This window comes from Streptomyces sp. NBC_00203 (assembly GCF_045206325.1).
Taxonomy (GTDB): domain Bacteria; phylum Actinomycetota; class Actinomycetes; order Streptomycetales; family Streptomycetaceae; genus Streptomyces; species Streptomyces lutosisoli.
This window is the reverse complement of record NZ_CP108126.1, coordinates 4,756,711-4,781,036: the sequence shown is the minus strand read 5'-3', so window position 1 is coordinate 4,781,036 and position 24,326 is coordinate 4,756,711. Positions and strand designations below refer to the sequence as shown.

Below are 24,326 nucleotides of genomic sequence, written 5' to 3'. Positions count from 1 at the left end.
GCGCGCTCAGCCAAGAACAGCCCGCACTGTCAAAACGGCCCCAGGAGCCCCTAATTGAGCCCAGTCACGGAAACCGAAGAGCACAAGGCACTCCGCTCAGCCGTAGCCGCCCTAGGCAAACGCTACGGCCGCGACTACCTCACCAAGGTCGTCGCCGAAGAAGCCCACCCCGACGAACTCTGGTCCGAGGCAGCCAAGCTCGGCTACCTCGGCGTCAACCTGCCAGAGGCATACGGCGGTGGAGGCGGCGGCATAGCCGAACTCTCCATCGTGCTGGAGGAACTGGGCGCCGCAGGCTGCCCGCTGCTGATGATGGTCGTGTCGCCCGCGATCTGCGGCACGGTCATCGCCCGCTTCGGCACCGAGTCCCAGAAGCGGCAATGGCTCCCTGGCCTGGCCGACGGCACCCGCACCATGGCCTTCGGCATCACGGAGCCCGACGCGGGCTCCAACTCGCACCGGATCACCACCACGGCCCGCCGCGACGGCGACACCTGGCTCCTCACCGGCCGCAAGGTGTTCATCTCCGGCGTCGACATCGCCGACGCGACACTCATCGTCGGCCGCACGGAGGACGCGAGGACGGGCAGCCTCAAGCCCTGCCTGTTCATCGTCCCGCGCGACGCCGACGGTTTCGAACGGCGCCGTATCGACATGGAACTGCACGGCGCGGAGAAGCAGTTCGAGCTCACTCTCGACGACGTACGGCTGCCCGCCGACGCCCTCGTCGGCGACGAGGACGCGGGCCTGCTCCAGCTCTTCGCCGGGCTCAACCCCGAGCGCGTCATGACGGCCGCGTTCGCGATCGGCATGGGCCGCTACGCGCTGAACAGGGCCGTCGAGTACGCGCGTGAACGCACCGTCTGGAAGGCGCCCATCGGCGCCCACCAGGCCGTCGCCCACCCCCTCGCGCAGGCCCACATCGAGCTCGAACTCGCCCGGCTGATGATGCAGAAGGCGGCGTTCCTGTACGACTCCGGGGACGACGTCGCGGCCGGGGAGGCCGCCAACATGGCCAAATACGCGGCCGGCGAGGCCTGCGTGAAGGCCGTCGACCAAGCCGTGCACACCCTCGGCGGCAACGGCCTCACCCGCGAGTTCGGCCTCGCTTCACTGATTACGGCGTCGCGCGTGGCTCGTATCGCACCGGTCAGCAGGGAGATGATTCTCAACTACGTCTCCCACCAGACCCTGGGCCTGCCCAAGTCGTACTAGGCCGTTCAAGGTTGTACAACGCCGTACTAGGAGGAACCGTGTTCCGCAGCGAGTACGCAGATGTCCCGGCCGTCGAGGAACCCATCCACGAGGCCGTCCTCGGCCGCGCCGCCGAGCGCGGCGACACACCCGCGCTCATCGACGGCGTCGACGGGACCACGCTCACCTACGGCCAACTGGACGTGTTCCACCGCCGGCTGGCCGCCGCGTTCGCCGAAACCGGCGTCCGCAAGGGCGACGTACTGGCCCTGCACAGCCCGAACACCATCGCCTTCCCGACGGCGTTCTACGCGGCCACGCGCGCGGGGGCCTCGGTCACCACCGTGCACCCGCTCGCCACGCCCGAGGAGTTCGCCAAGCAGCTGCGCGACTCCGGCGCGAGCTGGATCGTGACCGTCTCACCCCTCCTGGACACGGCACGCCACGCCGCTGAACTCGCGGGCGGCGTAAGGGAGATCTTCGTCTGCGACAGCGCGCCCGGGCATCGCTCGCTGGTCGACCTGCTCGGCACCACCGCGCCCGAACCGCGGATCGACATCGACCCCGTAGCGGACATCGCCGCCCTCCCGTACTCCTCGGGTACCACCGGCATCCCCAAGGGCGTGATGCTCACCCACCGGTCCATAGCCACCAACCTCGCGCAGCTCTCGCCCCTGCTGCCGATGGGCCAAGGCGACCGCATCCTCGCCGTGCTGCCCTTCTTCCACATCTACGGGCTGACGGCCCTGATGAACGCGCCCCTGAGGCAGGGCGCCACCGTCGTCGTACTGCCGCGCTTCGACCTGGACACCTTCCTCGCGGCCATCCAGAAACACCACATCAGCGGCCTCTTCGTGGCCCCGCCGATCGTCCTCGCGCTCGCCAAGCACCCGGCCGTCGCGCAGTACGACCTGTCGTCCCTGAAGTACATCATTTCCTCCGCCGCACCCCTGGACGCCAAGCTCGCCGTCGCGTGCGCTCAGCGGCTCGGACTGCCGCCCATCGGCCAGGGCTACGGCATGACGGAACTGTCGCCCTGCACCCACCTCGTCCCCCTGGACGCTGAGAACGCGCCCCCAGGGACGGTCGGCAAGCTCGTACCGGGCACCGAGATGCGCATCGTCTCCCTCGACGACCCCGACACACACCTGGGCGTCGGCGAGGCCGGTGAGATCGCCATCCGCGGCCCCCAGGTCATGAAGGGCTACCTCGGCCGCCTCGACGACACCGCCGCGATGATCGACAAGGACGGCTGGCTGCACACCGGAGACGTCGGCTACATGGACGCCGACGGCTGGCTGTTCGTCGTCGACCGCGTCAAGGAACTCATCAAGTACAAGGGCTTCCAGGTCGCCCCCGCCGAACTGGAGGCCCTGCTGCTCACCCACCCCTCGATCGCCGACGCCGCCGTCATAGGGGTCTACAACGAGGACAACAACGAAGTCCCCCGCGCCTACGTGGTCCGCCAGCCGTCCGCGACCGACCTCTCCGAAGGAGAGGTCATGATGTACGTCGCCGAACGCGTCGCCCCGTACAAGAGGGTCCGCCAGGTCACCTTCATCGACGGCATCCCCCGGGCGGCCTCCGGGAAGATCCTGCGCCGGGAACTGCGGGGCCTGTCGTGACCGTTGTCCACAGGGCGCACGAACGCGCCGTCACCACCCTCACCCTCGACTCGCCCGACAACCGCAACGCCCTCTCGGCCGTGCTCGTGGGCGAACTGGCGGACGGCCTCACCCGGTGCGGCAAGGACAGTGACGTACGCGCGATCGTCCTCACCCACACCGGGAACACGTTCTGCGCGGGCGCCGATCTGCGCGACCCGCCGCACCCGGACGCCCTCGTCGGACTGCTGCGGCAGATCGTCGAGCTGCGCAAACCGGTGCTGGCCCGGGTGACCGGACATGTGCGGGCGGGCGGACTCGGCCTGCTCGGCGCCTGCGACATCGCGGCCGCCTCCGCAGAGGCCACTTTCGCCTTCACGGAGGTACGCATCGGCGTCGCGCCCGCCGTGATCTCCCTCCCCCTGCTGCCCCGCACCGACCCCCGCGCCCTCGCCCGCTACTACCTCACCGGCGAACGCTTCGACGCCGCGGAGGCGGTCCGCACCGGGCTCCTGACGGCCACCGGCGACGACGTCGACGCCGTACTCGCCCCCGTCCTCGACGGTCTGCGCCGCGCCTCCCCGCAAGGCCTCGCCGAGACGAAACAGCTGCTCACGGCTAAGGTGCTGGAAACCTTCGACCGGGACGCGGCCGACCTGACCGCGCTCTCGGCCCGGCTGTTCTCCTCCGCGCAGGCCCGCGAGGGGATGACCGCCTTCCTCGAACGACGGGATCCCGCATGGGTGGTGTGAGCGCTCCGGAGAACGTGCCGAACGGCGCGCGTCTTCCGCATGTCCCCAAGCAGGACCGCAGCCGGGCCACCCGGCAGCGGCTCCTGGCAGCCGCCGTGTCCTGCCTCGCCGAACACGGCTGGGCGGGCTCCACGGTCTCCGTCGTCGCCGAACGCGCCGGCGTCTCCCGGGGCGCCGCCCAGCACCACTTCCCGACCCGCGAGGACCTCTTCACCGCGGCCGTCGAATACGTCGCCGAGGAACGCTCCACCGCCCTGCGCGCCCTCTTCCCCGACGGCGCCGCCGACCGCCGCGTCGTCGTCGCCGCCCTCGTCGACCTCTACACCGGCCCCCTCTTCCGCGCCGCCCTCCACCTTTGGGTCGCCGCCTCCAATGAGGAACAGCTCCGCCCCCGCGTCACCGAACTCGAGGCCCGCGTCGGCCGCGAGACGCACCGCATAGCGGTCGACCTCCTCGCCGCCGACGAATCCCGGCCGGGCGTACGCGAAACCGTCCAGGGCCTGCTCGACATGGCCCGTGGCCTGGGCCTCGCCAACCTCCTCACCGACGACGGGGGGCGACGCGAGCGGGTGGTGGAGCAGTGGGGGGCGCTGATGGAGGAGGCGCTCGGCTGAGACGGGTCGTGCTGGGACGAGTCGTGCCGAGCCGGGTCGTCGGCCGGGCTCAGGGGCTGAGCCGCTCCACCCGCCAGCTGCCGTCCGGCTCAGCCACGTACCGGAGACGGTCGTGGAGACGGTTCTCGCGCCCCTGCCAGAACTCCACCGACTGCGGGGCGACACGGAAACCACCCCAGTTCGGCGGGACGGGGACCTGCTCGCCCTCCGGGTAGCGGGCGCTCAGCTCCGCGTACGAGGCGTCCAGCTCGGCGCGGGAGTGGATGACCGAGGACTGGGCGCTGGCCCAGGCACCGAGCTGGGAGCCGTGCGGGCGGGTGCGGAAGTACGCGGCGGTCTCGTCGCGGCCGGTGCGCCGGGCCGTGCCGGTGACGATGACCTGGCGGGCCATCGGATGCCACGGGAAGAGCAGCGAGATGTACGGGTTCTCGGCCAGCTCGCGGGCCTTGCGCGAGTCGTAGTTGGTGTAGAAGACGAAGCCCTGCTCGTCGTACTGCTTCAGCAGCACCGTGCGTGAGCTGGGCCGGCCCTCGGCGTCCGCCGTGGCGACGACCATCGCGTTCGGCTCGTGCACGAAACCGTGCATCGCGGCCTGCGCCGCCTGGTTGAACCAGCGGGCGAACTGGTCCATCGGGTGCGGGGCGAGGTCCGCCTCGTCCAGACCCTCGGCGCGATAGTGCGCACGCATCGCGGCGGGGTCGGCGGCGAATTCTTCGGCGTCGTCCTCGGCTGCCTCGGCTGCGCGCTGGACGAGGGGCTCGGCGGCGGATTCATCCGGGAAGCGGTCGGTCACGCCGTCATCCTGCCGTATGCACCCTCGCCCCCGATCGCCCTGTGCGCCCTGCCCCCGATTGCCCTGCGCAGCTCGCCTCCGACGGGCGTGTGCTTCATCACTGAGTGGCACTGAGTGCCGCGCACTCTCCCCAAAGGTGGCACTCAGGGATATCGTGCTGCTGCCGTTCCGGTTGGGTGACCGCCAGCCGCACGGGGCATCACCGGGGTGACCGCTTCGGACCGCGAGTCGGTGAGGACTCTTCGAAGAGCTTCCTGGAGCCTTCGAGAGCCTTCGAAAACGACCGTGGAACCGGACCGGCACGGACGGACGAACGACCGTCGACCGTCACCCACGCCTGGCACATGGTCACGAACGCCACGTACATGCTGTACGCCACGTACAGCATGTACGCCCCCACAACACCATCTGTCGCACACATCACGAGGAGCCGCCTGATGTCCGACTTCGTACCCGGACTCGAAGGAGTCGTCGCGTTCGAGACGGAGATCGCCGAACCGGATAAGGAGGGCGGCGCACTCCGGTACCGGGGCGTCGACATCGAGGATCTGGTCGGCCACGTCTCCTTCGGCAACGTCTGGGGACTCCTCGTCGACGGCGCCTTCAACCCCGGCCTGCCGCCCGCCGAACCGTTCCCGATCCCCGTCCACTCCGGCGACATCCGCGTCGACGTCCAGTCCGCACTCGCCATGCTCGCCCCCGTCTGGGGCCTCAAACCCCTCCTCGACATCGACGAGCAGCAGGCCCGCGAGGACCTCGCCCGCGCCGCCGTCATGGCCCTCTCCTACGTCGCCCAGTCCGCCCGCGGCCAAGGCCGGGCCATGGTCCCGCAGAGCGAGATCGACAAGGCCCAGTCCGTTGTCGAACGCTTCATGATCCGCTGGCGCGGCGAGCCCGACCCCAAGCACGTGGCGGCCGTGGACGCCTACTGGACATCGGCCGCGGAACACGGCATGAACGCCTCCACCTTCACGGCACGCGTGATCGCGTCGACGGGCGCCGACGTCGCCGCCGCCCTCTCCGGCGCCGTGGGAGCCATGTCCGGCCCCCTGCACGGCGGCGCACCCTCCCGCGTCCTCGGCATGATCGAGGAGATCGAACGCACCGGAGACGCCGACGCCTACGTCAAGCAGGCCCTCGACAAGGGCGAACGCCTCATGGGCTTCGGCCACCGGGTGTACCGCGCCGAGGACCCGCGCGCGCGAGTGCTCCGCCGCACCGCCCGCGAACTCGGCGCCCCCCGCTTCGAGATCGCCGAAGCCCTGGAGAAGGCCGCCCTCGCCGAACTCCACGCCCGCCGCCCGGACCGCGTCCTCGCGACGAACGTCGAGTTCTGGGCCGCCATCGTCCTCGACTTCGCCGAGGTCCCGGCCCACATGTTCACCTCGATGTTCACCTGCGCCCGCACCGCCGGCTGGTCCGCGCACATCCTGGAACAGAAGCGCACGGGCCGCCTCGTACGCCCCTCGGCCCGCTACATCGGCCCCGGCACCCGCAGCCCCCAGGACATCGTGGGCTACGGGGACATCGCCCACTGACGGCCATGCCCCCGTCGTAATCCCCGTCGCAATCCCCGACGTACGCCGGTCATCACGCGGGCGTGAGCAACTCCGCGTGATGACGGGCGGCGACCAGCGGATGCGCCCGCAGCTTGCCCTTCAGCTCATTGAACCCGTACTCGGCGAACAGCGGATTCGCCGGATCGTCGGTGACGCCGGGCGCGGCGGAGGCATGCGGGAAGGGCAACGGCTCGACCCGGGCGTCAAGCCGCGGGTTGTAGAAGAAGGGCACCGAGAACCGCTCGGTGGCCCCCGGCGGACTCACCACCCGGTGATTCGTCGCGACCAAGTACCCATTGGTGGCCACCTCCAGCAGCTCACCCAGGTTGACGACGAAGGCCCCCGGCAGCGGCGGCACCTCATGGAACAGCCCATCCTCCCGCTGCACCTGAAGCCCCCCGACCTGATCCTGGAGCAACAGCGTCAGAAACCCGTAGTCCTTGTGCGCACCGACACCCTGATCGGCGCCGTCACCCGCGCTCCCCGGATACCGCACCAGCTTCAGATGCGGATGGGCGCGCGAGCCGAAGACGGGCTCATAGAAATCGGCGGGCGCCCCAATCGCGGCCAGCAGCTCACGCAGCAGCCGCGCCGCGACCGAACTGAGCCGCTCGACCCACGCCAGCGCCGCGACCCGCAGCTCCGGCAGCGCGGCCGGCCACTGGTTCGGCCCCTCCAGCCACCAATAGGCGGGCTCACTCGCCCCGGGTATCCGAGCAGGCCGCTCGGCCCCGATGTCCAACTGATCCCGCCAGTCCCGGCTCCCACCCGTCCGCTCGTCTCCCGTACGCGTGTACCCACGGAAATGCGGCGAGTTGACGTTGTCGATCGCGAGCCGATCGGCCTCGGGAAGCGCGAAGAACCGGTGCATGGCCCGCAGCAGGGAAGCGGTCTCACCCTCGCTCACCCCATGCCCGACAAGCTGGAAGAACCCCACGTCATGGGCGGCACTGTGCAACTGCGCGTGCAGCAGCGCACGGGACTGGGGACCGCGGTCGGCCGCGGCGAGATCAATGATCGGAAGCTGCTGGTACGGGGAGGAAGACGTGTTCGTCGTCATGAGTGCGTCCGCAGGGTGTACGGGTGCCCGGGCAGCCGCCAAGGGGTGGGGCGGGAGCCACGGGTGCCAAGTGGAAGAGATTCAGAGCAGAGCAGAAGGGGGCTGGGTCAGGCAGAGCGCCGACAGCCCATGCTCGTGACGCGCACGTAGTCCACGTGTCGGCGTCGAACGAGCATCGGAAGCATGCCCCAAGACTACTGCGGCCCACCCCAAACGCCTGTGCCCCACCTCACACTCCGTGCACTCCCCCGAAAACGCAGACGACCCGCGAGCTCGGGTTCCCTCGCCTCACGGCAAGGGAGCCGGCCGGACGTACCGGCGAGCCCGCGGGTCGGGTGACTGCTGGAGATTGGGCCGGCTGCACGCTCGTATCACGCGCTGGTCCGGCACCGCACTGGATGTGGTGACGGGCCGCTAGCCCGCAGCCACCTCACGCGTCCGGTTTGCATACATCTGCCGAACCACCTCCTCTCTCGTGTGCACCACACCCTAGGAACCGATCGGTCACCGATCAACCGCTTTTTTCGAAAGCTTCGCGAGGGCGGGGAAGAGGGTCGCGCCCCGCAGGTCGGGGCCATGACATGACCCGCAACTCCGGCCACGCCTCCCGCCACCGCTCCGCTTTCGTCTCGTACACCTCCCGAGGCGCCAGCACCGGATTGGGCCGCACCACCAGGTTGAAGACGTCGGCCAGCCCATGCGGCGCATAGACCCGCCACTGGCCGTCCGGCTCCAGTCGCACCCCCAGGCAGCACGTCGTCGACGCGAAGGAGTCGATCGCTGACTCCACGGAGTCGTGGGGCGGGCAGGGGACGCCGAATTTCTGCTCGTACCAGAGGTGGACGCGGGCTTCGTTGCGGATCTCGACGTCTGCCGGGAGGTCGGAGAAGGCCTCGCGGCCGGCGCGGATCGCCGTGTCCTCGGCCTCCCAGGAGAGGTCCGTGGCGTCGAAGTAGAAGACGTCGTAGTCCTTGATGGCGTGGGTGGGGGATCGGCCGGTGACGACGTTCCAGACGGTCTGGAAGAGGCAGCCGGCGGTGAGGTACCAGTGGGGGAGGTTCAGGGTGGCGGTGCGTTCGAGGATTTTCAGGAGTACGTCGTTGTGGGAGAGCGTCGTGCGGAGGGCGCTGAGCTGGGCGTCCAGGGGGAGGCGGGCGATCGGTGAGGGGGTCTGCTGGGGCGGGCGGGGCGGGATTCCGGCGTACAACGATTTCGTCCAATCTTTGGGGAACCCGGTGTGGGCTGGGTCACGTTCGAGTTGAATGATGACGAGTGAGCGAACTGTCGCGCCGTACACGCGGACGCAGCCTGCAGGGGGTCCAGGTGAGTGCTTCCCGGCGTAGTGGGACCACCGATGAGCTGGGGCCGGACGAGCCCGATCGGGATGGTTCCGATCTGCTTGCCGCGTTGTTGGACGGGATGGACGCGGCGCTGTGTGCTTTTGATGCCGATGGTGTCGTGACCCATTGGAATCGGGAGGCCGAGCGGATTCTGGGGTGGACCGCGGCCGAGGCCGTGGGGCGGCGCGGGTTCGCCGGGTGGGCCGTGCGGACCGCGGACGCGGAGGAAGTGGAAGGGCGGCTGTTGTCCGTCATGCAGGCGCCCGGGCGGCAGGTGCATGAGTTCGCCCTCCTCACCAAGGACGGCGGGCGGGTGCTGGTACGGACGCAGTCGGCCGCCGTGCGCGGTCCCGATGGCAAGCCCGCCGGGGTGTACTGCGCGTTCAGCGAGGTGCATGCCCAGATCGATCTGGAGCGGTCCATCGCGCTGAGCGAGGCGTTGTTCGAGGACGCCAGCTGGGGTGTGGTGCTGGTGGATGCCGATCTGCGGCCCGCCGTCGTCAACGCTCATGCGGCCCGGGCGCTCGGGACGGGGCGTACGGCCGTGCTCGGGCGGCCTCTCGGAGAGCTGCTCTCGCAGGGCGTGGAGGAGCTGGAGAGCGCGCTGACCCATGTGCTGGCCGAGGGTGCGCCGCCCGCGCCGGCCGAGATGTGGGTGAGTGTGCGGACGCCGGAGGGCGAGAAGCGGCGGTGCTGGCGGAGTGGGTTCCTGCGGCTCGCCTCGCCGCTGACGGAGGAACCGGTTCCGCTGGGTGTCGGGTGGCTCTTCCAGGATGTGACCGAGTCCAAGCAGACCGAGCAGGAAGCGGCGCTGCTGCGGTTCCGGGCCAATCAGCTGCACCGGGCGGCACGGGCCGCGGCCGAGTGCGAGGACCCGGGCGAGGCCGCCACGGTCCACCTCGACTTCTCGCTCGCGGGGTTCGCGGATCATGCGCTGATCGACCGTGTGGCGGGGGGTTCGGTGAGAGACGGCGAGGGGCCTGTGCGGCTCGTACGGGCCGCCGCCACGCCTGCCGGGGCGCCGGGGCCGAGTGTGCTCACCGGGAAGGCAGGGCTGCCCGTGCGCTACGGGGACGGGCACCCCGCTGTGCAGTGCGTGGAGCGCGCCGGGTCCGTACGGGCCAGCGCGGGCGCCGCCGACGCCGAACAGGCGCGGGAGTGGGCCGTGGCGCGCCAGTGGCCGCAGGACTCGGTGCACGCCCTGTGCGCGGTGCTGCGCAGCCGGGGGCGGACGCTGGGCGTCGTGACGTTTCTGCGGGGGGCGGGGCGCAGCCAGTTCGAGCGGGCGGATGCGACGTACGCGGAGGATGTGGCCGTACGGATCGCGATGGCGCTGGATCTGGAAGGGCTGGTGGGGCTTTCCTGAGGCGGGACCTGCCCCACTGTCTGCCTGAGGCGGTACCTGCCCCACTGTCCGACTGTCTGAGTGATCCGGCTCAGCGCCGGTAGAAGATCCGGTCCCCGTACTCCGTCATCACGCGGCCGTTCCACTCGTGGCCGCCGTCGACGTTGCCCGAGCGCAGGAGCGGCGGCTCGATGCCCCGGTCGGCCAGGGCACCCGCCGCCGTGGCCATGACGGCCTGGAGGAGGGCCGTGGTGACGACTGTGGAGGCGGGGGCGAAGGGGGCCTCGATCGCGTCGATGGTGAGTTCCGCGTCGCCGACCGCGATCTTCGAGTCGAGGACGATGTCGCAGTGGTCCTTCAGGTACGTGCCCGAGACGTGCCGGGACTTCGTCTCGGAGGTGTAGGCGACCGAGGTGACGCCGATGACCTTCAGGCCCAGCGCGCGGGCGTTCATGGCCATTTCGACGGGGAGCGCGTTGCGGCCGGAGAGCGAGATGATCACGAGTAGGTCGCCGGAGCGGACCGGGCTGCAGTCCAGGACGGCGCTCGCGAGGCCGTCCACCCGCTCCAGGGCGGAGCCGAGCGTCGCGGGCATGACGTCGACGCCGACGACGCCTGGTACGGCGAGCAGGTTCATCAGGGCGAGGCCGCCCGCGCGGTAGACGATGTCCTGCGCGGCGAGCGAGGAGTGTCCGGCGCCGAAGGCGAAGAGCCGGCCGCCGTCCGCGACGGTGTCGGCGATCAGGGTGCCGGCCGCCTCGATGTCCCCGGCGTCCTCGTCACGGACCCGCTGCAACAGGCCGATCGCGGCGTCGAAGAACTGCCCGGCCAGCTTGCTGTCGCTCATCGGCGAAGCCCCTTAGAAGTCGCGTCGGAGTCGGTTGGGCGTGGTGTCGCGGATCACGTTGCGGTCTGGACCAGTGCCCTGTCAATACGGCCCGCAGGGGCGACACTGGGCGCGGGGCGCCGTTCGCATCCGCCCCGGCCGAGCCCCGGTGCCCGTGCAGCCGCGGAGGCAGCCGTTACCGCGTGGTTTCACCGGCAAGGCACGGTTGTCAGTGGTATGCGTCAGAATTGAGTTCAGGGCCAGCGCACACGCCGGTGGACCATCGAGTCTCCGGCAGAGCTAATCGAGGGGCACGTATGTCCGGACTGATCGACACCACGGAGATGTATCTCCGCACCATCCTCGAGCTGGAGGAGGAAGGCGTGGTCCCCATGCGCGCCCGGATCGCGGAGCGGCTCGACCAGAGCGGGCCGACGGTCAGCCAGACGGTGGCGCGGATGGAGCGCGACGGCCTGGTGGCGGTCGCCAGCGACCGGCACCTGGAGTTCACCGAGGAGGGGCGGCGGCTGGCCACCCGTGTCATGCGCAAGCACCGCCTCGCGGAGTGCCTGCTCGTCGATGTGATCGGTCTGGAGTGGGAGCAGGTGCACGCCGAGGCGTGTCGCTGGGAGCACGTGATGAGTGAGGCGGTGGAGCGGCGGGTGCTGGAGCTGCTGCGCCACCCGACCGAGTCGCCGTACGGGAATCCGATCCCGGGACTCGAAGAGCTCGGCGAGAAGGACGGCGCGGACCCGTTCCTGGACGAGGGCATGGTGTCGCTGGCCGAGCTCGACCCGGGTCTCGACGGCAAGACCGTGGTCGTACGGCGTATCGGCGAGCCGATTCAGACGGACGCGCAGCTGATGTACACGCTGCGGCGGGCGGGCGTGCAGCCCGGCTCCGTGGTGAGCGTGACCGAGTCGGCCGGCGGGGTTCTCGTGGGCAGCGGGGGCGAGGCCGCGGAGCTGGAGGCGGACATCGCCTCCCATGTGTTCGTCGCCAAGCGCTAGCGGTACCCGCAGGGGTGTCGCCGAGTGGCGGCGGCGCCCGCGGGGTCACTGACTTCCGGCACCCGCGAGGGGCAGCTCCCGGGCGTCGACGGAGGGGGCCGGCATCCGCTGACCCCTCACGTCGGCTCCCGGGCGCACGCCGAGCACCCCGCGCCGGGCGTGTCAACTCCCGGGACAGCGGAGGCAGTTGTGCCGTTTTTTCGACCTCACCGAAACCAAGATTCAGTGTGCGGAATCGCAGCGCCGGGACCATTTGCGTGCGAGGCTGTCGCGAGAGGCATATGACCTGAGGGCTCTTGACCGTGTCCGACAGCGATGTCGCGCGGTTGGGGAGGGGGCGGGGAGGATGTGCCGTAGATGTGGAGAGGGCCCCGGCGCCAGATGGCGCCGGGGCCTGTCCTCCCCTGTGCTGACCCGGAGCCCCGAGCTCCCAGGGTCATTCCCCTCGGACCGTTTTCCCCGAGCGGTCCGCCTCCCGCTGAAGATCTCCCCTCGGCGGCGGCGGTCAATCCCTGAGCGTGGTCACTCGAACGAGGGGTGTTGCAGCCAGGAAGGCCATTTTCGAAACCCCATTCGATAAATTGGCGGCGTAGCAGGGGTACACGTAGAGCAGCACACCAGCAGGAGCAGCGGTACGACAGCGGTAGGAAGCGGTACGAGTGGACCGGCCGGTTCGAGCGGGAGCGAGCCGGTCCGAGCGAGCTAGGGGGGTGCCATTACCGATGGTGCGGCGCATCGACGTGACGGGGGCGGGCGGCGTACGCCTGGCTGCCTGGGAGTTCGCCGATCCTCCCAAGGCGGGCCTCGGGATGGACGGGCTGGACAGGGCTGAGCGGACCGGTGAGGCCGCGGAGGCCCCCGGGGTGCTGTTGCTGCACGGCCTCATGGGCCGCGCCTCGCACTGGGCGTCCACCGCCCGCTGGCTCTCCGAGCGGCACCGCGCCGTCGCCCTCGACCAGCGCGGCCACGGCCAGAGCGACAAGGCGCCGGAGGCGGAGTACACGCGCGAGGCGTACGTCGAGGACGCCGAGGCCGCTCTTGAACAGCTCGGCCTCGCCCCGGCCGTCCTCATCGGCCACGCCATGGGCGCGCTGACCGCCTGGCAGCTCGCCGCCAAGCGCCCCGATCTCGTGCACGGCCTGATCATCTGCGACATGCGGGCGTCGGCGTTAGGTGCCGCGTCGCAGCGCGAGTGGGAGGACTGGTTCAAGGCCTGGCCCGTCCCCTTCGCCACGCTCGCCGACGTACGGAAGTGGTTCGGCGAGGACGACCCCTGGGTGGAACGCCCGAACCCGTCCCGCGGCGAGTTCTACGCCGAGGTGATGCACGAGTCGCCGGACGGCTGGCGTCCGGTCTTCGAACCGGAGCAGATGCTCAAGTCCCGCCAGACCTGGGTGTACGACGCCCACTGGGAGGAGCTCGCGCAGGTCCGCTGCCCCGCCCTGGTCGTCCGGGGCCTGGACGGCGAGCTGGGCCGCGCCGAGTCCCAGGAGATGGTCCGCGTCCTGCCGCACGGCCAGTACGCGGAGGTGGCCGACGCCGGCCACCTCGTGCACTACGACCAGCCGGAGGCGTGGCGCGCGGCCATCGAGCCGTTTCTCGACGGAGTCCTGACCCCCTGACCCCTGAGCTGGTGTCCTGACCCCTGAGCTCGTGTCCTGCGGCTCCCGCGACTCTTGCGGCTACTCCTGCTACTCCTGCGGCTCTTGCGGCTCCTGCGACGCTTCTCAGCCCTTGCTGACCGCCGCCAGGATCTCCGGCAGCCGCCGGGCCGTCCGCGGCGCCGCCAGCCGCAGCCCGGCCACCGTGATCAGGGCCCCGTACCCGGCGCCCAGCGGCAGCAGCAGCCAGGTCCACTCGTCCCCGTCCCGGCTCACGTTCAGCCAGATCGTGAGGGCGATGACGGGGGCGGCCAGCAGCGCCGCCGAGACCATGCCGCCGAAGACGGCGATCCAGGCGAGGCCCGCCTGCCCGGGGGCCACGTTCTTGTAGCCCTCCTGCGGGATCGAGTACGGGAAGCGGGCCGACGTCCAGGCGCCGGTCGCCAGCATCGCGCCGAGCAGCGCGAAGGAGAGGCCTAGCACCTCGGGCAGCCGGGGCCAGTCGCCGAGCATCGCGGTCGTCAGGACGGTCACGAGGGTCGCGTACGGCAGGGTGATCACCAGCAGGGCGAGCGCGCGCCCGCGCAGTTCGACGTACGCGTCGCGCGTGGACGAGATCGTCATCGCGACGATCCAGAACGCGGACGTGTCCTGCCCGAACTGGTTGTACATCTGGATCCCGAGCATCCCCGCCGCGAAGCACGCGAAGTAGATCGACCCGGTGCCCTGCAGGGCGTTGAACACGGGCACGATCAGCCCGATGGCCAGCGACGTCACCCACGCCGCCTTGGTCTTCGGGTCGCGCCACACATACCGCAGGCTGCGCTCCATGACGGTCCCGGTGCGCCCGGACGGCAGCAGTCGGCCGAGCCCCGACGAACCTCTCTCCCGCGCGGCGGGCTCCGCCGCCTGCAACGTCGACCCGTCCGGCGAGGTCATCAGCCGGGTGAGGTGCCGGGACCACAGCGCCAGCAACCCCACCAATGCGGCCACACTCAAGGCCAGTTGGACGACCCCGGCCGCGTACGACCCCTCGCTCACCGAATCCACCGCGCCGATCGCCGACGCGGGCGGCACCCAGCGCAGGACGTCCGCCACCGGGTCGAGCTGCGACAGGCCGCCCGCCGCACCGAGCCGCTGCGCCCCGAAGTTGACGAGCTGCGCGCCGATCGCGATCACCAGGCCGCTGAGCACGGCCAGGTCGCGGCCCTTGCGGCTGGACAGCAGCCGGATGTTGGCGGCCGCGACGGCCCGTGCGAGGGCCACGGAGACGAGCAGGGCCACGACCACGGCGACGACGGCGGTGACGTACGCCGCAGTGCCGTGCGCCACGGAGATGACCGAACCGACGAGCAGGCACAGGGTGAACAGCGGCCCGATGCCGACCAGCGAGGCCACGAGCAGCGCCCGGACGAGCGGACGCGGGCGCAGCGGCAGCATCACCAGGCGCGTCGGGTCGAGCGTCTCGTCGCCGCTGGGGAAGAACAGCGGCATCACGGCCCAGCCGAGCGCCAGAATCGCCACCAGGAGTACGGCGACGGCGGTGGCGTGCGCGTTTCCGCGCAGCGCGATCAGGCCGATCAGCTGGAGGGCGGCGAAGAGGAGGACGAGGACGACGGAGGTGACGTACGCGGCCCGCCGTCCGGCCGACTGCCGCAGCCCGTTGCGCAGGAGCGACAGTTTCAGCCGTACGACGACGGGGGTGATCGACGCGGTGGAGGTGCGGGGTGCGGCTGTGGCCGTCGAGCCGGCGCCCGTGCCCGTGTCCGAGCCGGCGCCCGTGCCCGACCCTGCGCCCGTGCCCGGGTCGGCGCCCGAACCGGCGCCTGTGCCCGTGTTCACGCTCGCGTGCGGGCTCATCGGGCGGCCCCGCCGCCCAGCCAGTCGAGGTCGGTCCCGGCGGAGCGCGCGTTCGCGCCGACCAGTTCCAGGAAGGCGTGTTGGAGCGAGGGGGCGCTACCGCGTACATCCGCGAGCGGGCCGTGTGCGCGGATGCGCCCCGCGGCCATGACGGCGACCCAGTCGCACAGCGACTCGACCAGCTCCATCACATGGGAGGAGAAGACGACCGTGGCGCCCGATCCCGTGTACCGCTCCAGGACGCCGCGGATCGTCTGCGCGGAGACCGGGTCGACGCCCTCGAACGGCTCGTCGAGGAAGAGGACTTCGGGGTTGTGGAGGAGGGCGCAGGCCAGGCCGATCTTCTTGCGCATGCCCGTCGAGTAGTCGACGACGAGTTTGTGCTGGGCACCCGCGAGGTCGAGGACGTCCAGGAGCTGGGTGGCCCGCTTGTCGACCTCGGCACCGGGCAGACCGCGCAACCGGCCGGTGTACGCCAGCAGTTCGCGCCCCGACAGCCGTTCGAAGAGCCGCAGCCCCTCCGGCAGGACGCCGATGCGCGCCTTCACCTCCACCGGGTCGCGCCACACGTCGTGGCCCACGACCTCGACGGTGCCCTGATCGGGCCTGAGCAGCCCGGTCACCATCGACAGCGTGGTGGTCTTCCCCGCCCCGTTCGGCCCGACGAGCCCGATGAACTGCCCCGCGGGCAACTCCAGATCGATCCCGGCGACGGCGACCTGCTCCCCGAACCGCTTCCAGAGCCCCCGGACACGTACAGCGGGCGCGGCGTGGTCCTCAGCTCCCAAACTCATGTAGGCAGCCTAAGGGCCACCGCCCTGCTTTTAGGGGCGCGGGGCTGTGCCCTCATGCGGCTCCGCCGCGGGGCGCGAGCAACCACACACAACCCGCACCCGCCAACCAACCGAACCAGGCAGGACAGACCGCGCCCCCTACCTACCGCTCCCGCCCACACGCATAGGCAAGCGGCGAGATCAACTCCTCCGCATCCGGCAGCCACCGATTCGCATGAGTCGGCCGGCAAGCCCACTGCACGGCACCCCGGGAGCCGAACCGAGTCGGCGGGCCGGCCACGTACGAGCCCTCGCCCAGGGCGACCAGGTCGAGGGAAGCGGGCGGCCACCCCAACTTCCGTACCAGATCCGGAACCTTCGCCGCCGCACCGGGCAGCACGAAGAAGTGCATGCGCCGGTCCGGCGTGCAGGTCACCGGCCCGAGCGTCAGTTCCATCCGCTCCATGCGGGCGAGCGCGAGAAACCCGGCCGTCTCCGGCACATCGATCGCGTCGAACGTCCGCCCCGTGGGCAGCAGGATCGACGCCGACGGCTGCTTCGACCACATCCGGCGCGCGACGGTCGCACTGCCCGTCGCCTGTGACGCCCAGTCCTCGCGCGCCGGATGCGCGCCGGGCGCGGCGCACGCGGGCTCGCCGCAGGAGCAGCGCTGCACCCCGTCGACGGCTTCCAGCCAGGTGCCGGGGAACACGTCCCAGTGGCGCTCCTCGGCATAGCGCACGGCGGTGTCCTGCAGCGATTCGCCGCGCTGCTTGGGGATCTGTGCGGTCTCGGTGCCTGCGATGGTCTCTTCCACGCTGAACTCAACTCCCGGGTCCACCTCGGGTTACGGGGGACACGCGCGCGGGGGAGGGGCATCGATTCCTCACGTGGGGCGCATGGATGCACGTGTGGGGGCGCGCATGGGCAACGACAGCGGGGTGTGGGTAACCAGGGGAGGGGTTGGGCAACCGCCTTTACCCCGGCAATCCTCACATGTCTCGCATCTTCGGCATCTCTGCGGGGCATTGATCTTCATGGCCGACTTCTTTCGGTGCGGTTGGCCGGTGAAGACACGTCAACTCGGTGCGTGGGCAGGCACCGCAGCCACAGGGGGTACGCCATGGCCGCAAGGCCTCTCGTCGCCAGGCAACCGAACGAACGGTTGCAGGCGCTCATCCAGGAAGCGGGCTGTTCCAACGCCGGGCTGGCCCGCCGGGTCAACATGTGCGGCGCGGAGCACGGTCTCGATCTGCGCTACGACAAGACGTCCGTGGCGCGCTGGCTGCGCGGACAGCAGCCACGCGGACGGGCTCCGGCCATCATCGCCGAGGCACTGGGCCGCAAGCTGGGCCGTACGGTCACGATCGACGAGATCGGCATGGCCAACGGCAAGAACCTCGCGTCCGGCGTCGGTCTCCAGTTCTCGCCGACCGTACTGGGGGCCATCGAGCAGGTCTGCGAGCTGTGGCGCAGCGATGTGGGGCGCCGGGACTTCCTGTCCGGCTCGTCCGTCGCCGCCTCCGCGCTCGTGGAGCCGAGCCGCGACTGGCTGATCTCCGCGCCGGACTCGCAGGTGGCGCGTTCGGCGGGCCCGCGCGTCGGGCTCTCGGACGTCGCGGCGGTCCGCGCGATGACCCAGGCGCTCACCGACCTGGACCACCAGTACGGCAGCGGGCACGTGCGCCCGGTCGTCGTGCACTACCTCAACAGCGTGGTCTCCGGGCTGCTCGCGGGCTCCTACCGGGAGGCGGTCGGGCGTGAACTGTTCGCCGCTGTATCGCGGTTGACGGAACTCGCCGGCTACATGGCCATCGACACCGGTCAGCCGGGGCTCGCCCAGCGGTACTACATCCAGGCGCTGCGGCTCGCGCAGGCGGCCGGTGACCGTGGCTACGGCGGTTATGTGCTCGCCGCGTCCATGAGCCACCTGGCGGCCCAGCTCGGCAACCCGCGCGAGATCGCGCAGCTGGCGCGCGCGGCGCAGGAGGGGGCGCGCGGGCGTGTGACACCGCGCGCGGAGTCGATGTTCTACGCCGCGGAGGCGCGCGGGCACGCGCTCATGGGCGATGCGCGCGCCGCCCAGCTGGCGTCCGGGCGCGCGGTCAGCGCCCTGGAGTCGGCCGACCCGGCCTCCGGGGACGACCAGGCGTGGATCGCGCACTTCGACGAGGCCTACCTGGCCGACGAGCTGGCGCACTGCCACCGGGACCTGGGACAGGCGGAGGCCGCCGCGCGGTGTGCGGAGGAGTCCCTCGCCGGGCTCCCCGAGTCGCGGGCCCGCCGCCGCGCGATCGGCTTCGTGCTGCTCGCCACGGCGCAGGTCCAGCAGCGCGAGGTGGAACAGGCCTGCCACACGGGTCTGCGCGCGGTGGAGCTGCTGAGCACCCTCCGTTCCAACCGCGGTGCCGAGTATCTCGACGACTTCCAGCAGCGGCTCGAGCCGTACCGGGACGAGCCGGTGGTACGGGAGTTCGGGGCGCGGCTGGAGTTGCAGGCGGCGGCGTGAACGCAGGGAGAGGGGCGTGCACGTACGGCGAGGGGCATGCGTGTATGGCGTGCGCGCCCCGCGCTGGCTCAGGGCACGTGCGCCCGCTTGAACGGGTGGTGTGGGCGCCCGTCGTGCGCGTCCGCTGCGGGCGCCTGGCGCGAGTGTTCGGCGCGGGCGCCCGGCGTGAGTATCTGGCGCGGGCGCCCCGCATGAGTGTTTGGCGCGGGCGTTCATGAACATATGGCGTGCGCGGGCGTGAACGCGGGGGAAACGTGGGCGCCGGGAGTGAGTGGGGACTGATACAGCGCACAGGGGGGCGGTTTCGTTACCCGTGTCACAGGGGACGGGGTCACGCCCTGTGCTGCGTGGCACCGGGTTGTGGGGACCCGGTAGCGTGAGCCGACGATTCCGAAGGTCCCCCATTCGTAGGAGTCCCGGTGACGCAGAGTGGACAGGGCGAGGAGCCCTCGGCGCGACCCGCGCGCGAAGGCATCGTGCTGCCCTCCGACGGTGGCGAGCCCCTGCTGCCGGGTATGACGGGCGACCGTACGACCCCGGCGGGCGGTCAGGCCTGGGGCCAGCCGTGGGGCCCCGAACAGCCGGCCGCCCCCGCCCCGCAGCCCGGCCAGGGCTGGGGAGCGCCGGTGGACGGAACCCAGACCTGGGGGGCCGCCGAGCCGCCCCGGTCCACCGCCCCCGCCCCGGAGTGGGGCACTCCCGACGCCTCGCAGGGCTGGGCGCCTCAGCAGCAGCCCGACGTGAACGGGTACCAGCAGCAGCCGGGCCCGCACGGGGCTCAGCAGCCGCAGGGCTTCGCGCCGCAGGCGGCGCCCGGCGCCGGGCCACTGCCGCCCGAGGGCGCGCAGGCACCGTCGTACGGCGCGCAGAACGGTTTCGCGCCGGAGGCGCACGCGGGGGGCGGGTACGGCGGGTATGGCGCCCCTGGCCAGCAGGCCGCGCAGCCCTCGCACGCCGGGAACGCCCTCCCGCAGGCCGCGCAGGATCCGTACGGCGCCGCCGGACCGTCGGTCCCCTCGCACTCCCTGCCGCCCGCCGCGCAGCCGGCGCCGCTGCCGCCCGTGAGCGCGGGGCTGCCGCTGCCGCCCGCCGAGGACGGCGCGACCCAGTACATCCCGTACATCCCGCCCGCCCCGGGCGCCGACGAGGGGGCGACGCAGTACATCCCGCCCGTCGCCGCCGCGGTGGACGAGGGGGCCACTCAGTACATCCCGCCGGTGGGCCCGGGTGCGCTGCCGCCCGAGGTGCCGGCGGAGGCGACGCAGTTCCTGGGGCAGGCGCCGCAGGGTGGTGCCGCCGGGCCGCTGCCCGCCGCCGCGCACCCGGACGCCGAGGCCACGCAGTACATCGCTCCCGTGCCCGCGCAGCCGGCCGGTGCGCCGTACGGGATACGCCCGGGCGCGCCGGAGGACAGGCAGCCCCCGGCGGAGTTCGACAGCCTGTTCCGCAGTGAGCCGGAGGGGCCCGCGTCGACGCAGCAGCTGCCGCGCTTCGACCCGTCGGCGCCGGAGCCCCCATACGGCGCGCAGGCCCCGTACGGCGCCCAGCCCTCACAGGGCGCGCCCGGCGCATACGGCGCGCAGGCTCCGTACGGGGCGCACACCCCCGGCGCGCCGGGTGGCCGGGCCGCCGCACGGCGCGGCGGAGCGCCCGACGGTGACGGTGGTGGCGGACGCGGGGGCCGCGGCCGGTCGCGTGTCCCGGTGATCGCGGCCGTCGGCATCGGCATCGCCGTGCTCGGCATCGGCGCCGGCGCCCTGCTCAGCGGCGGCGGCGACAACGGCAGCAAGGACGACAAGAGCAAGACCGTGTCGGCGACGGCTCCCACGACCCAGGACTCGGCGTCGCCGTCCACCGACCCGGCCAAGGCGCAGGCCGTCGAGCTGGACAAGCTCCTGGCGGACAGCAGCAACAGCCGCGACGCGGTGATCAACGCCGTGGCGGACGTGAAGGCGTGCGACAACCTGGGCCAGGCGGCCAGTGATCTGCGGGACGCGGCCAAGCAGCGCGGCGAGCTGGTCACCCGGCTCGCTTCCCTCCCCGTCGACAAGCTCCCGAACCACGCCGAGCTGACCACCGCGCTCACCAACGGCTGGAAGGCCTCCGCGTCGGCCGACAACCACTACGCCGCCTGGGCCGACCAGGTCGCCGGCAAGAAGGGCTGCCGGAAGGGCCACGCCCGCACCACCGGGCAGACCCAGGCGGGCAACCGGGCCAGCGGCACCGCGTCCACGGCGAAGGAGAAGGCCGCGAAGCTGTGGAACTCCATCGCGTCGACGTACGGCCTGACGCAGCGGGCGCGGACCCAGCTCTGAACCGTCGCTGAACCCGTCTGAACCGTCGACCGTCGCTGAACCCCTCTGACCGTCTCTGAACCCTTGGGGGCCGCAAGGTCCCCAAGGTCCTCAGTCCGCGTTAGTCGGCGTTCTCCAGACTCTTCGACACATTGACGAACCCGCGCCGCGCCGACACAAGTTGACCCTGGCGTACGAGCTGGAAGGTGACGTCGGCGTTGATGAGGCGCGGGAAGTCGACGGCCGCGATCAGATCCTCGAAGCGCCAGCTGAGCGTCGGGGTGAGCCCGCCCGTGGTCACCTTGAGGCCGTCGTCGAGGGCGCGCTGGATCGTCCGCGCGGACACCTCGCCGCCGTCGAGCGACTCGATGGCCGCCTTCAGCACGGTGTACGCGATCCAGGTGGTCTGCACTCCGGCGTCCGCGGGATCGATCCGGTTGTCGCCGAACGCCTGCTCCTTGATCACCTTGCGCATGGTGTCCCAGCGGGGGTCGCTCGCGTTCGGGTACCAGCTGGTGACGTACGAGCCCTCGTACGGGCTCGACTTGCCGCCGGTGGCGTCGATCTGCGACTGGTCGATGCTGCCGAGGACGGTGCCCATGCGCACCGCCGGGTAGTTCTCGCGGTCGCGCCGGAAGGAGTCCATGAACGTGTCGGTGCGGTCGCCGAGCGCGGGCACCACGCAGCCCCGCTTCAGCGGGTCGCTGGTCGCGCGCTCGAGCACCTGCCGCGTCTGCCGTGAGTACTCGGTCGCGTCCTCGGCGGCCCGCTGGTCCGAAGCGGACGGGTGGCTCTCCGACTTCAGGCCGGAGTCGAGCAGCACCGGGAGCTGGTCGCCGGCGGCGGTGTCGGGGCGGGCGAGCGCGACCGGGCCGCAGTCCTTGCCGAGCTGTTCGCCGAGGCCGGCCAGCAGCGCGGGCTCGCCACCGTTGACGGGGTAGGAGAGGGGGCTGGTGAACTCGTCGTTGGTGACGCCGTAGCCGCCGATGTACGGGATGCCGGCGCTTTCCAGCGGGGTGAGGAACGAGCGGCCGTGCTGGCTGTAGGAGCCGACGACGGCGACGACCTTCTCGTCGACCGCCTGCTGGGCGCACTTCGCGGCGTCCACGAAGTCGTTGTGGTCGTTGCAGGTGATGACCTTGAGCTGGTGGCCGTTGATGCCGCCCTGGGAGTTGATCCAGCGGGCGTAGGCCTTCGCCATCGCGGGCATACCGGGCTTGTTGGTCGCGGCGGTCTTCTCGGGTGCCCAGGTCATGACGGTGACGGGGTCGTCCCCGGAGCCCCCCGTGGCACCAGGGATGACCCCGCATCCGACCGCGATCGACGCACACGCGACCAGCGCGCCCGCGGACAGCAACGTGGCCTTGACGGGCCGGGGGAGGACGGGTGAGCTCGTGCGTGTGCGTCGCCTGCCGGTCATGGACACGCACGATTCCGTCACATCGCTAACCGGGGAGTGACCGTTGGTCAATAAAAGGTGACGCAGAGGTGAATTGCGGGGGCCGATGATCGGTTTTTCGCCGGGAACGTACGATCGGTGACCGTGCAAGGTTCGGAGAACTCTTCCCGTCGCGGGCGTCGCTCATCCACCATGGGCGGCATGCCACTGAACGACATGCCGTGGTGGCGCTGGCGCAGCAATGTGCGCTCCGCGCTGCACATGCTTTCCGACACAGACTTCCAGCGGGGCGTCTGGCTCGCAGGCGTCGACGGGTACGGGGACGTCACCGACGCCGTGTACCGCCTGGTCGAGGACACCTGGCTGGACAACTGGTCGGCCGAGAAATACGTCGGCACGATCTTCCGCGACTCCCAGGAGGCGGCCCTCGTCGACTCCGCCGTGCTGCGCGTCCTGCGGATCATGCATCAGGTCGGGCCCGACGCGCCTGTCTCCGCGTACCTCGACCACCCCGCGTGGCCGGAGGCCGTCCGCGCCGCGCGCGACGCGCACGTACGGCTGGCGGTGAGCGACGGGGAGGATCCCGATGCCCAGCCGCGCACGCTTGAGGTACTGCGGATCCTGACGCGGTCGGCGTAGGTCGGCGTAGGTCGGCGTAGGTCGGCGTAGGTCGGCGTGGGTGGGCTGTACGTCGGCTCGGGTCGGCGTACCCCGGCGCGGGGGGCTTCTCGGAGGGCGTCCGGGTGGCGGGACGGCCGCCCGCCCCAGGCACCCGGTGTGGGAACCTGTCCTGCATGAATGAGCAGTCCGTCCGCGGGGCCGCACCCGCCGCCGAGCAGTACGTCCTGACCATCTCGTGCCCGGACAAGCCGGGCATCGTGCACGCCGTGTCGAGCTACCTCTTCATGACCGGCTGCAACATCGAGGACAGTCAGCAGTTCGGCGACCACGACACGCGACTGTTCTTCATGCGGGTCCACTTCTCGGCGGAAGCGCCGGTGACCGTGGAGAAGCTGCGCGCGAGCTTCGCGGCGATCGGTGACTCCTTCCACATGGACTGGCAGATCAACCGGGTCGAGGACAAGATGCGGGTCGTCCTCATGGTCAGCAAGTTCGGCCACTGCCTGAACGACCTGCTCTTCCGGGTGCGGATCGGGGCGCTGCCGGTGGAGATCGCCGCCGTGGTCTCCAACCACACGGACTTTGCCGAGCTGGTGGGGTCGTACGACATTCCGTTCCGCCATATCCCGGTGACGAGGGATACGAAGGCCGAGGCCGAGGCGGAGCTGCTGGAGCTGGTTCGAGAGGAGAACGTCGAACTGGTCGTCCTCGCCCGTTATATGCAGGTCCTCTCCGACGACCTGTGCAAGCAGCTCAGTGGCCGGATCATCAACATCCACCACTCCTTCCTGCCTAGCTTCAAGGGTGCGAAGCCGTATCACCAGGCGCATGCGCGGGGTGTGAAGCTGATCGGGGCCACCGCGCACTATGTGACGGCCGACCTCGACGAGGGGCCGATCATCGAGCAGGAGGTCGAACGTGTCGGCCACGGGGTGACTCCCGATCAGCTGGTCGCCATCGGGCGGGACGTGGAGTGTCAGGCGCTGGCGCGGGCGGTGAAGTGGCATGCGGAGCGCCGCATCCTCCTGAACGGCCGCCGCACGGTCATCTTCGCGTAGCGTTTTTCGCCCCCGCCGCCCGTACCCGTCCCATCCCGTTCCTGGGGCTCCGCCCCAGACCCCGTGGGCCGGTTCTTTGGCTGCGGATGGGTGGGGGCTGGTGTAAAAGATTGC

20 protein-coding genes are annotated in these 24,326 nt (G+C 71.1%); 12 read left to right on the top strand and 8 right to left on the bottom strand.

Annotated features, from left to right (window positions below; translation table 11 throughout):
- Positions 1-54 precede the first annotated feature (54 nt).
- From OG975_RS21380 to OG975_RS21365, 4 genes are read left to right on the top strand one after another with little or no spacing between them, the layout of a single operon-like run.
- Positions 55-1,215, top strand: coding sequence for an acyl-CoA dehydrogenase family protein (locus OG975_RS21380; protein WP_406330923.1), 1,161 nt, complete (start codon positions 55-57; stop codon positions 1,213-1,215).
- 38 nt (positions 1,216-1,253) lie between these two features.
- Positions 1,254-2,819 (top strand): 4-coumarate--CoA ligase family protein, encoded by a 1,566-nt coding sequence (locus tag OG975_RS21375; RefSeq protein WP_406330922.1) that lies wholly within the window; start codon positions 1,254-1,256, stop codon positions 2,817-2,819.
- On the top strand, positions 2,816-3,550 hold the full coding sequence (locus OG975_RS21370; RefSeq protein ID WP_406330921.1) for an enoyl-CoA hydratase family protein: 735 nt from the start codon (positions 2,816-2,818) through the stop codon (positions 3,548-3,550). The genes OG975_RS21375 and OG975_RS21370 overlap by 4 nt, the downstream gene beginning before the upstream one ends.
- Complete coding sequence (locus OG975_RS21365; RefSeq protein WP_406330920.1) at positions 3,538-4,164, top strand: TetR/AcrR family transcriptional regulator; 627 nt, start codon at positions 3,538-3,540, stop codon at positions 4,162-4,164. The genes OG975_RS21370 and OG975_RS21365 overlap by 13 nt, the downstream gene beginning before the upstream one ends.
- A 49-nt stretch (positions 4,165-4,213) precedes the next feature.
- Here the strand turns inward: OG975_RS21365 and pdxH are convergent, their stop codons facing one another.
- The gene (gene pdxH, locus OG975_RS21360) at positions 4,214-4,852 is read right to left on the bottom strand and encodes a pyridoxamine 5'-phosphate oxidase (protein WP_406336383.1); all 639 of its coding nucleotides are present in this window, start codon (positions 4,850-4,852) and stop codon (positions 4,214-4,216) included.
- Positions 4,853-5,394: 542 nt separating this feature from the next.
- Here pdxH and OG975_RS21355 point away from each other — a divergent pair.
- On the top strand, positions 5,395-6,495 hold the full coding sequence (locus OG975_RS21355; protein ID WP_406330919.1) for a citrate synthase 2: 1,101 nt from the start codon (positions 5,395-5,397) through the stop codon (positions 6,493-6,495).
- A gap of 52 nt (positions 6,496-6,547) precedes the next feature.
- Here OG975_RS21355 and OG975_RS21350 read toward each other — a convergent pair whose 3' ends face one another.
- Together OG975_RS21350 and OG975_RS21345 are read right to left on the bottom strand one after the other, a co-directional pair.
- On the bottom strand, positions 6,548-7,576 hold the full coding sequence (locus OG975_RS21350; RefSeq protein WP_406330918.1) for an isopenicillin N synthase family dioxygenase: 1,029 nt from the start codon (positions 7,574-7,576) through the stop codon (positions 6,548-6,550).
- 511 nt (positions 7,577-8,087) lie between these two features.
- Positions 8,088-8,783, bottom strand: coding sequence for a nucleotidyltransferase family protein (locus OG975_RS21345; RefSeq protein ID WP_406330917.1), 696 nt, complete (start codon positions 8,781-8,783; stop codon positions 8,088-8,090).
- A 116-nt stretch (positions 8,784-8,899) separates the two neighbouring features.
- Between OG975_RS21345 and OG975_RS21340 the strand changes: the two genes are divergently transcribed.
- Positions 8,900-10,282 (top strand): PAS domain-containing protein, encoded by a 1,383-nt coding sequence (locus tag OG975_RS21340; RefSeq protein ID WP_406330916.1) that lies wholly within the window; start codon positions 8,900-8,902, stop codon positions 10,280-10,282.
- A 70-nt stretch (positions 10,283-10,352) separates the two neighbouring features.
- Here OG975_RS21340 and OG975_RS21335 read toward each other — a convergent pair whose 3' ends face one another.
- Positions 10,353-11,108 carry an SIS domain-containing protein gene (locus OG975_RS21335; RefSeq protein ID WP_406330914.1) on the bottom strand — a complete coding sequence of 252 codons (756 nt, stop codon included), beginning with the start codon at positions 11,106-11,108 and terminating at the stop codon, positions 10,353-10,355.
- A 296-nt stretch (positions 11,109-11,404) separates the two neighbouring features.
- Between OG975_RS21335 and OG975_RS21330 the strand changes: the two genes are divergently transcribed.
- Positions 11,405-12,097: a metal-dependent transcriptional regulator gene (locus tag OG975_RS21330; protein WP_330305388.1), complete on the top strand. Its 693-nt coding sequence runs from the start codon at positions 11,405-11,407 to the stop codon at positions 12,095-12,097.
- A 722-nt stretch (positions 12,098-12,819) separates the two neighbouring features.
- The gene (locus tag OG975_RS21325; RefSeq protein WP_406330912.1) at positions 12,820-13,719 is read left to right on the top strand and encodes an alpha/beta fold hydrolase; all 900 of its coding nucleotides are present in this window, start codon (positions 12,820-12,822) and stop codon (positions 13,717-13,719) included.
- 105 nt (positions 13,720-13,824) lie between these two features.
- Here OG975_RS21325 and OG975_RS21320 read toward each other — a convergent pair whose 3' ends face one another.
- The 3 genes from OG975_RS21320 to OG975_RS21310 all read right to left on the bottom strand — a co-directional run bounded on the left by OG975_RS21320 (position 13,825) and on the right by OG975_RS21310 (position 17,148).
- Positions 13,825-15,558 carry a transporter gene (locus OG975_RS21320; protein WP_406330911.1) on the bottom strand — a complete coding sequence of 578 codons (1,734 nt, stop codon included), beginning with the start codon at positions 15,556-15,558 and terminating at the stop codon, positions 13,825-13,827.
- A complete protein-coding gene (locus OG975_RS21315; RefSeq protein ID WP_406330910.1) occupies positions 15,555-16,352 on the bottom strand; it encodes an ABC transporter ATP-binding protein in 798 nt (265 codons plus the stop codon). The genes OG975_RS21320 and OG975_RS21315 overlap by 4 nt, the downstream gene beginning before the upstream one ends.
- A gap of 142 nt (positions 16,353-16,494) precedes the next feature.
- Positions 16,495-17,148 carry a bifunctional DNA primase/polymerase gene (locus OG975_RS21310; RefSeq protein ID WP_406330909.1) on the bottom strand — a complete coding sequence of 218 codons (654 nt, stop codon included), beginning with the start codon at positions 17,146-17,148 and terminating at the stop codon, positions 16,495-16,497.
- A gap of 306 nt (positions 17,149-17,454) precedes the next feature.
- Here OG975_RS21310 and OG975_RS21305 point away from each other — a divergent pair, with 306 nt between their 5' ends.
- Positions 17,455-18,840 carry a transcriptional regulator gene (locus OG975_RS21305; protein WP_406330908.1) on the top strand — a complete coding sequence of 462 codons (1,386 nt, stop codon included), beginning with the start codon at positions 17,455-17,457 and terminating at the stop codon, positions 18,838-18,840.
- A gap of 419 nt (positions 18,841-19,259) precedes the next feature.
- On the top strand, positions 19,260-21,155 hold the full coding sequence (locus OG975_RS21300; RefSeq protein ID WP_406330907.1) for a hypothetical protein: 1,896 nt from the start codon (positions 19,260-19,262) through the stop codon (positions 21,153-21,155).
- Positions 21,156-21,255: 100 nt separating this feature from the next.
- Here the strand turns inward: OG975_RS21300 and OG975_RS21295 are convergent, their stop codons facing one another.
- Complete coding sequence (locus tag OG975_RS21295; protein ID WP_406330905.1) at positions 21,256-22,554, bottom strand: ABC transporter substrate-binding protein; 1,299 nt, start codon at positions 22,552-22,554, stop codon at positions 21,256-21,258.
- A gap of 117 nt (positions 22,555-22,671) precedes the next feature.
- Between OG975_RS21295 and OG975_RS21290 the strand changes: the two genes are divergently transcribed.
- Positions 22,672-23,172 carry an SCO4402 family protein gene (locus tag OG975_RS21290; protein ID WP_406330904.1) on the top strand — a complete coding sequence of 167 codons (501 nt, stop codon included), beginning with the start codon at positions 22,672-22,674 and terminating at the stop codon, positions 23,170-23,172.
- Between the two features lie 155 nt (positions 23,173-23,327).
- Positions 23,328-24,212 (top strand): formyltetrahydrofolate deformylase, encoded by an 885-nt coding sequence (purU, locus tag OG975_RS21285; RefSeq protein WP_406330903.1) that lies wholly within the window; start codon positions 23,328-23,330, stop codon positions 24,210-24,212.
- The last annotated feature ends 114 nt before the right edge of the window (positions 24,213-24,326 follow it).

Coding starts and splice junctions, on each gene's coding strand:
- OG975_RS21365 (WP_406330920.1), top strand. CDS start 3,538: ATGGGTGGTGTGAGCGCTCCGGAGAACGTGCCGAACGGCGCGCGTCTT.
- pdxH (WP_406336383.1), bottom strand. CDS start 4,852: ATGCGTGCGCACTATCGCGCCGAGGGTCTGGACGAGGCGGACCTCGCC.
- OG975_RS21355 (WP_406330919.1), top strand. CDS start 5,395: ATGTCCGACTTCGTACCCGGACTCGAAGGAGTCGTCGCGTTCGAGACG.
- OG975_RS21350 (WP_406330918.1), bottom strand. CDS start 7,576: ATGACGACGAACACGTCTTCCTCCCCGTACCAGCAGCTTCCGATCATT.
- OG975_RS21335 (WP_406330914.1), bottom strand. CDS start 11,108: ATGAGCGACAGCAAGCTGGCCGGGCAGTTCTTCGACGCCGCGATCGGC.
- OG975_RS21330 (WP_330305388.1), top strand. CDS start 11,405: ATGTCCGGACTGATCGACACCACGGAGATGTATCTCCGCACCATCCTC.
- OG975_RS21325 (WP_406330912.1), top strand. CDS start 12,820: ATGGTGCGGCGCATCGACGTGACGGGGGCGGGCGGCGTACGCCTGGCT.
- OG975_RS21320 (WP_406330911.1), bottom strand. CDS start 15,558: ATGAGCCCGCACGCGAGCGTGAACACGGGCACAGGCGCCGGTTCGGGC.
- OG975_RS21315 (WP_406330910.1), bottom strand. CDS start 16,352: ATGAGTTTGGGAGCTGAGGACCACGCCGCGCCCGCTGTACGTGTCCGG.
- OG975_RS21305 (WP_406330908.1), top strand. CDS start 17,455: ATGGCCGCAAGGCCTCTCGTCGCCAGGCAACCGAACGAACGGTTGCAG.
- OG975_RS21295 (WP_406330905.1), bottom strand. CDS start 22,554: ATGACCGGCAGGCGACGCACACGCACGAGCTCACCCGTCCTCCCCCGG.
- purU (WP_406330903.1), top strand. CDS start 23,328: ATGAATGAGCAGTCCGTCCGCGGGGCCGCACCCGCCGCCGAGCAGTAC.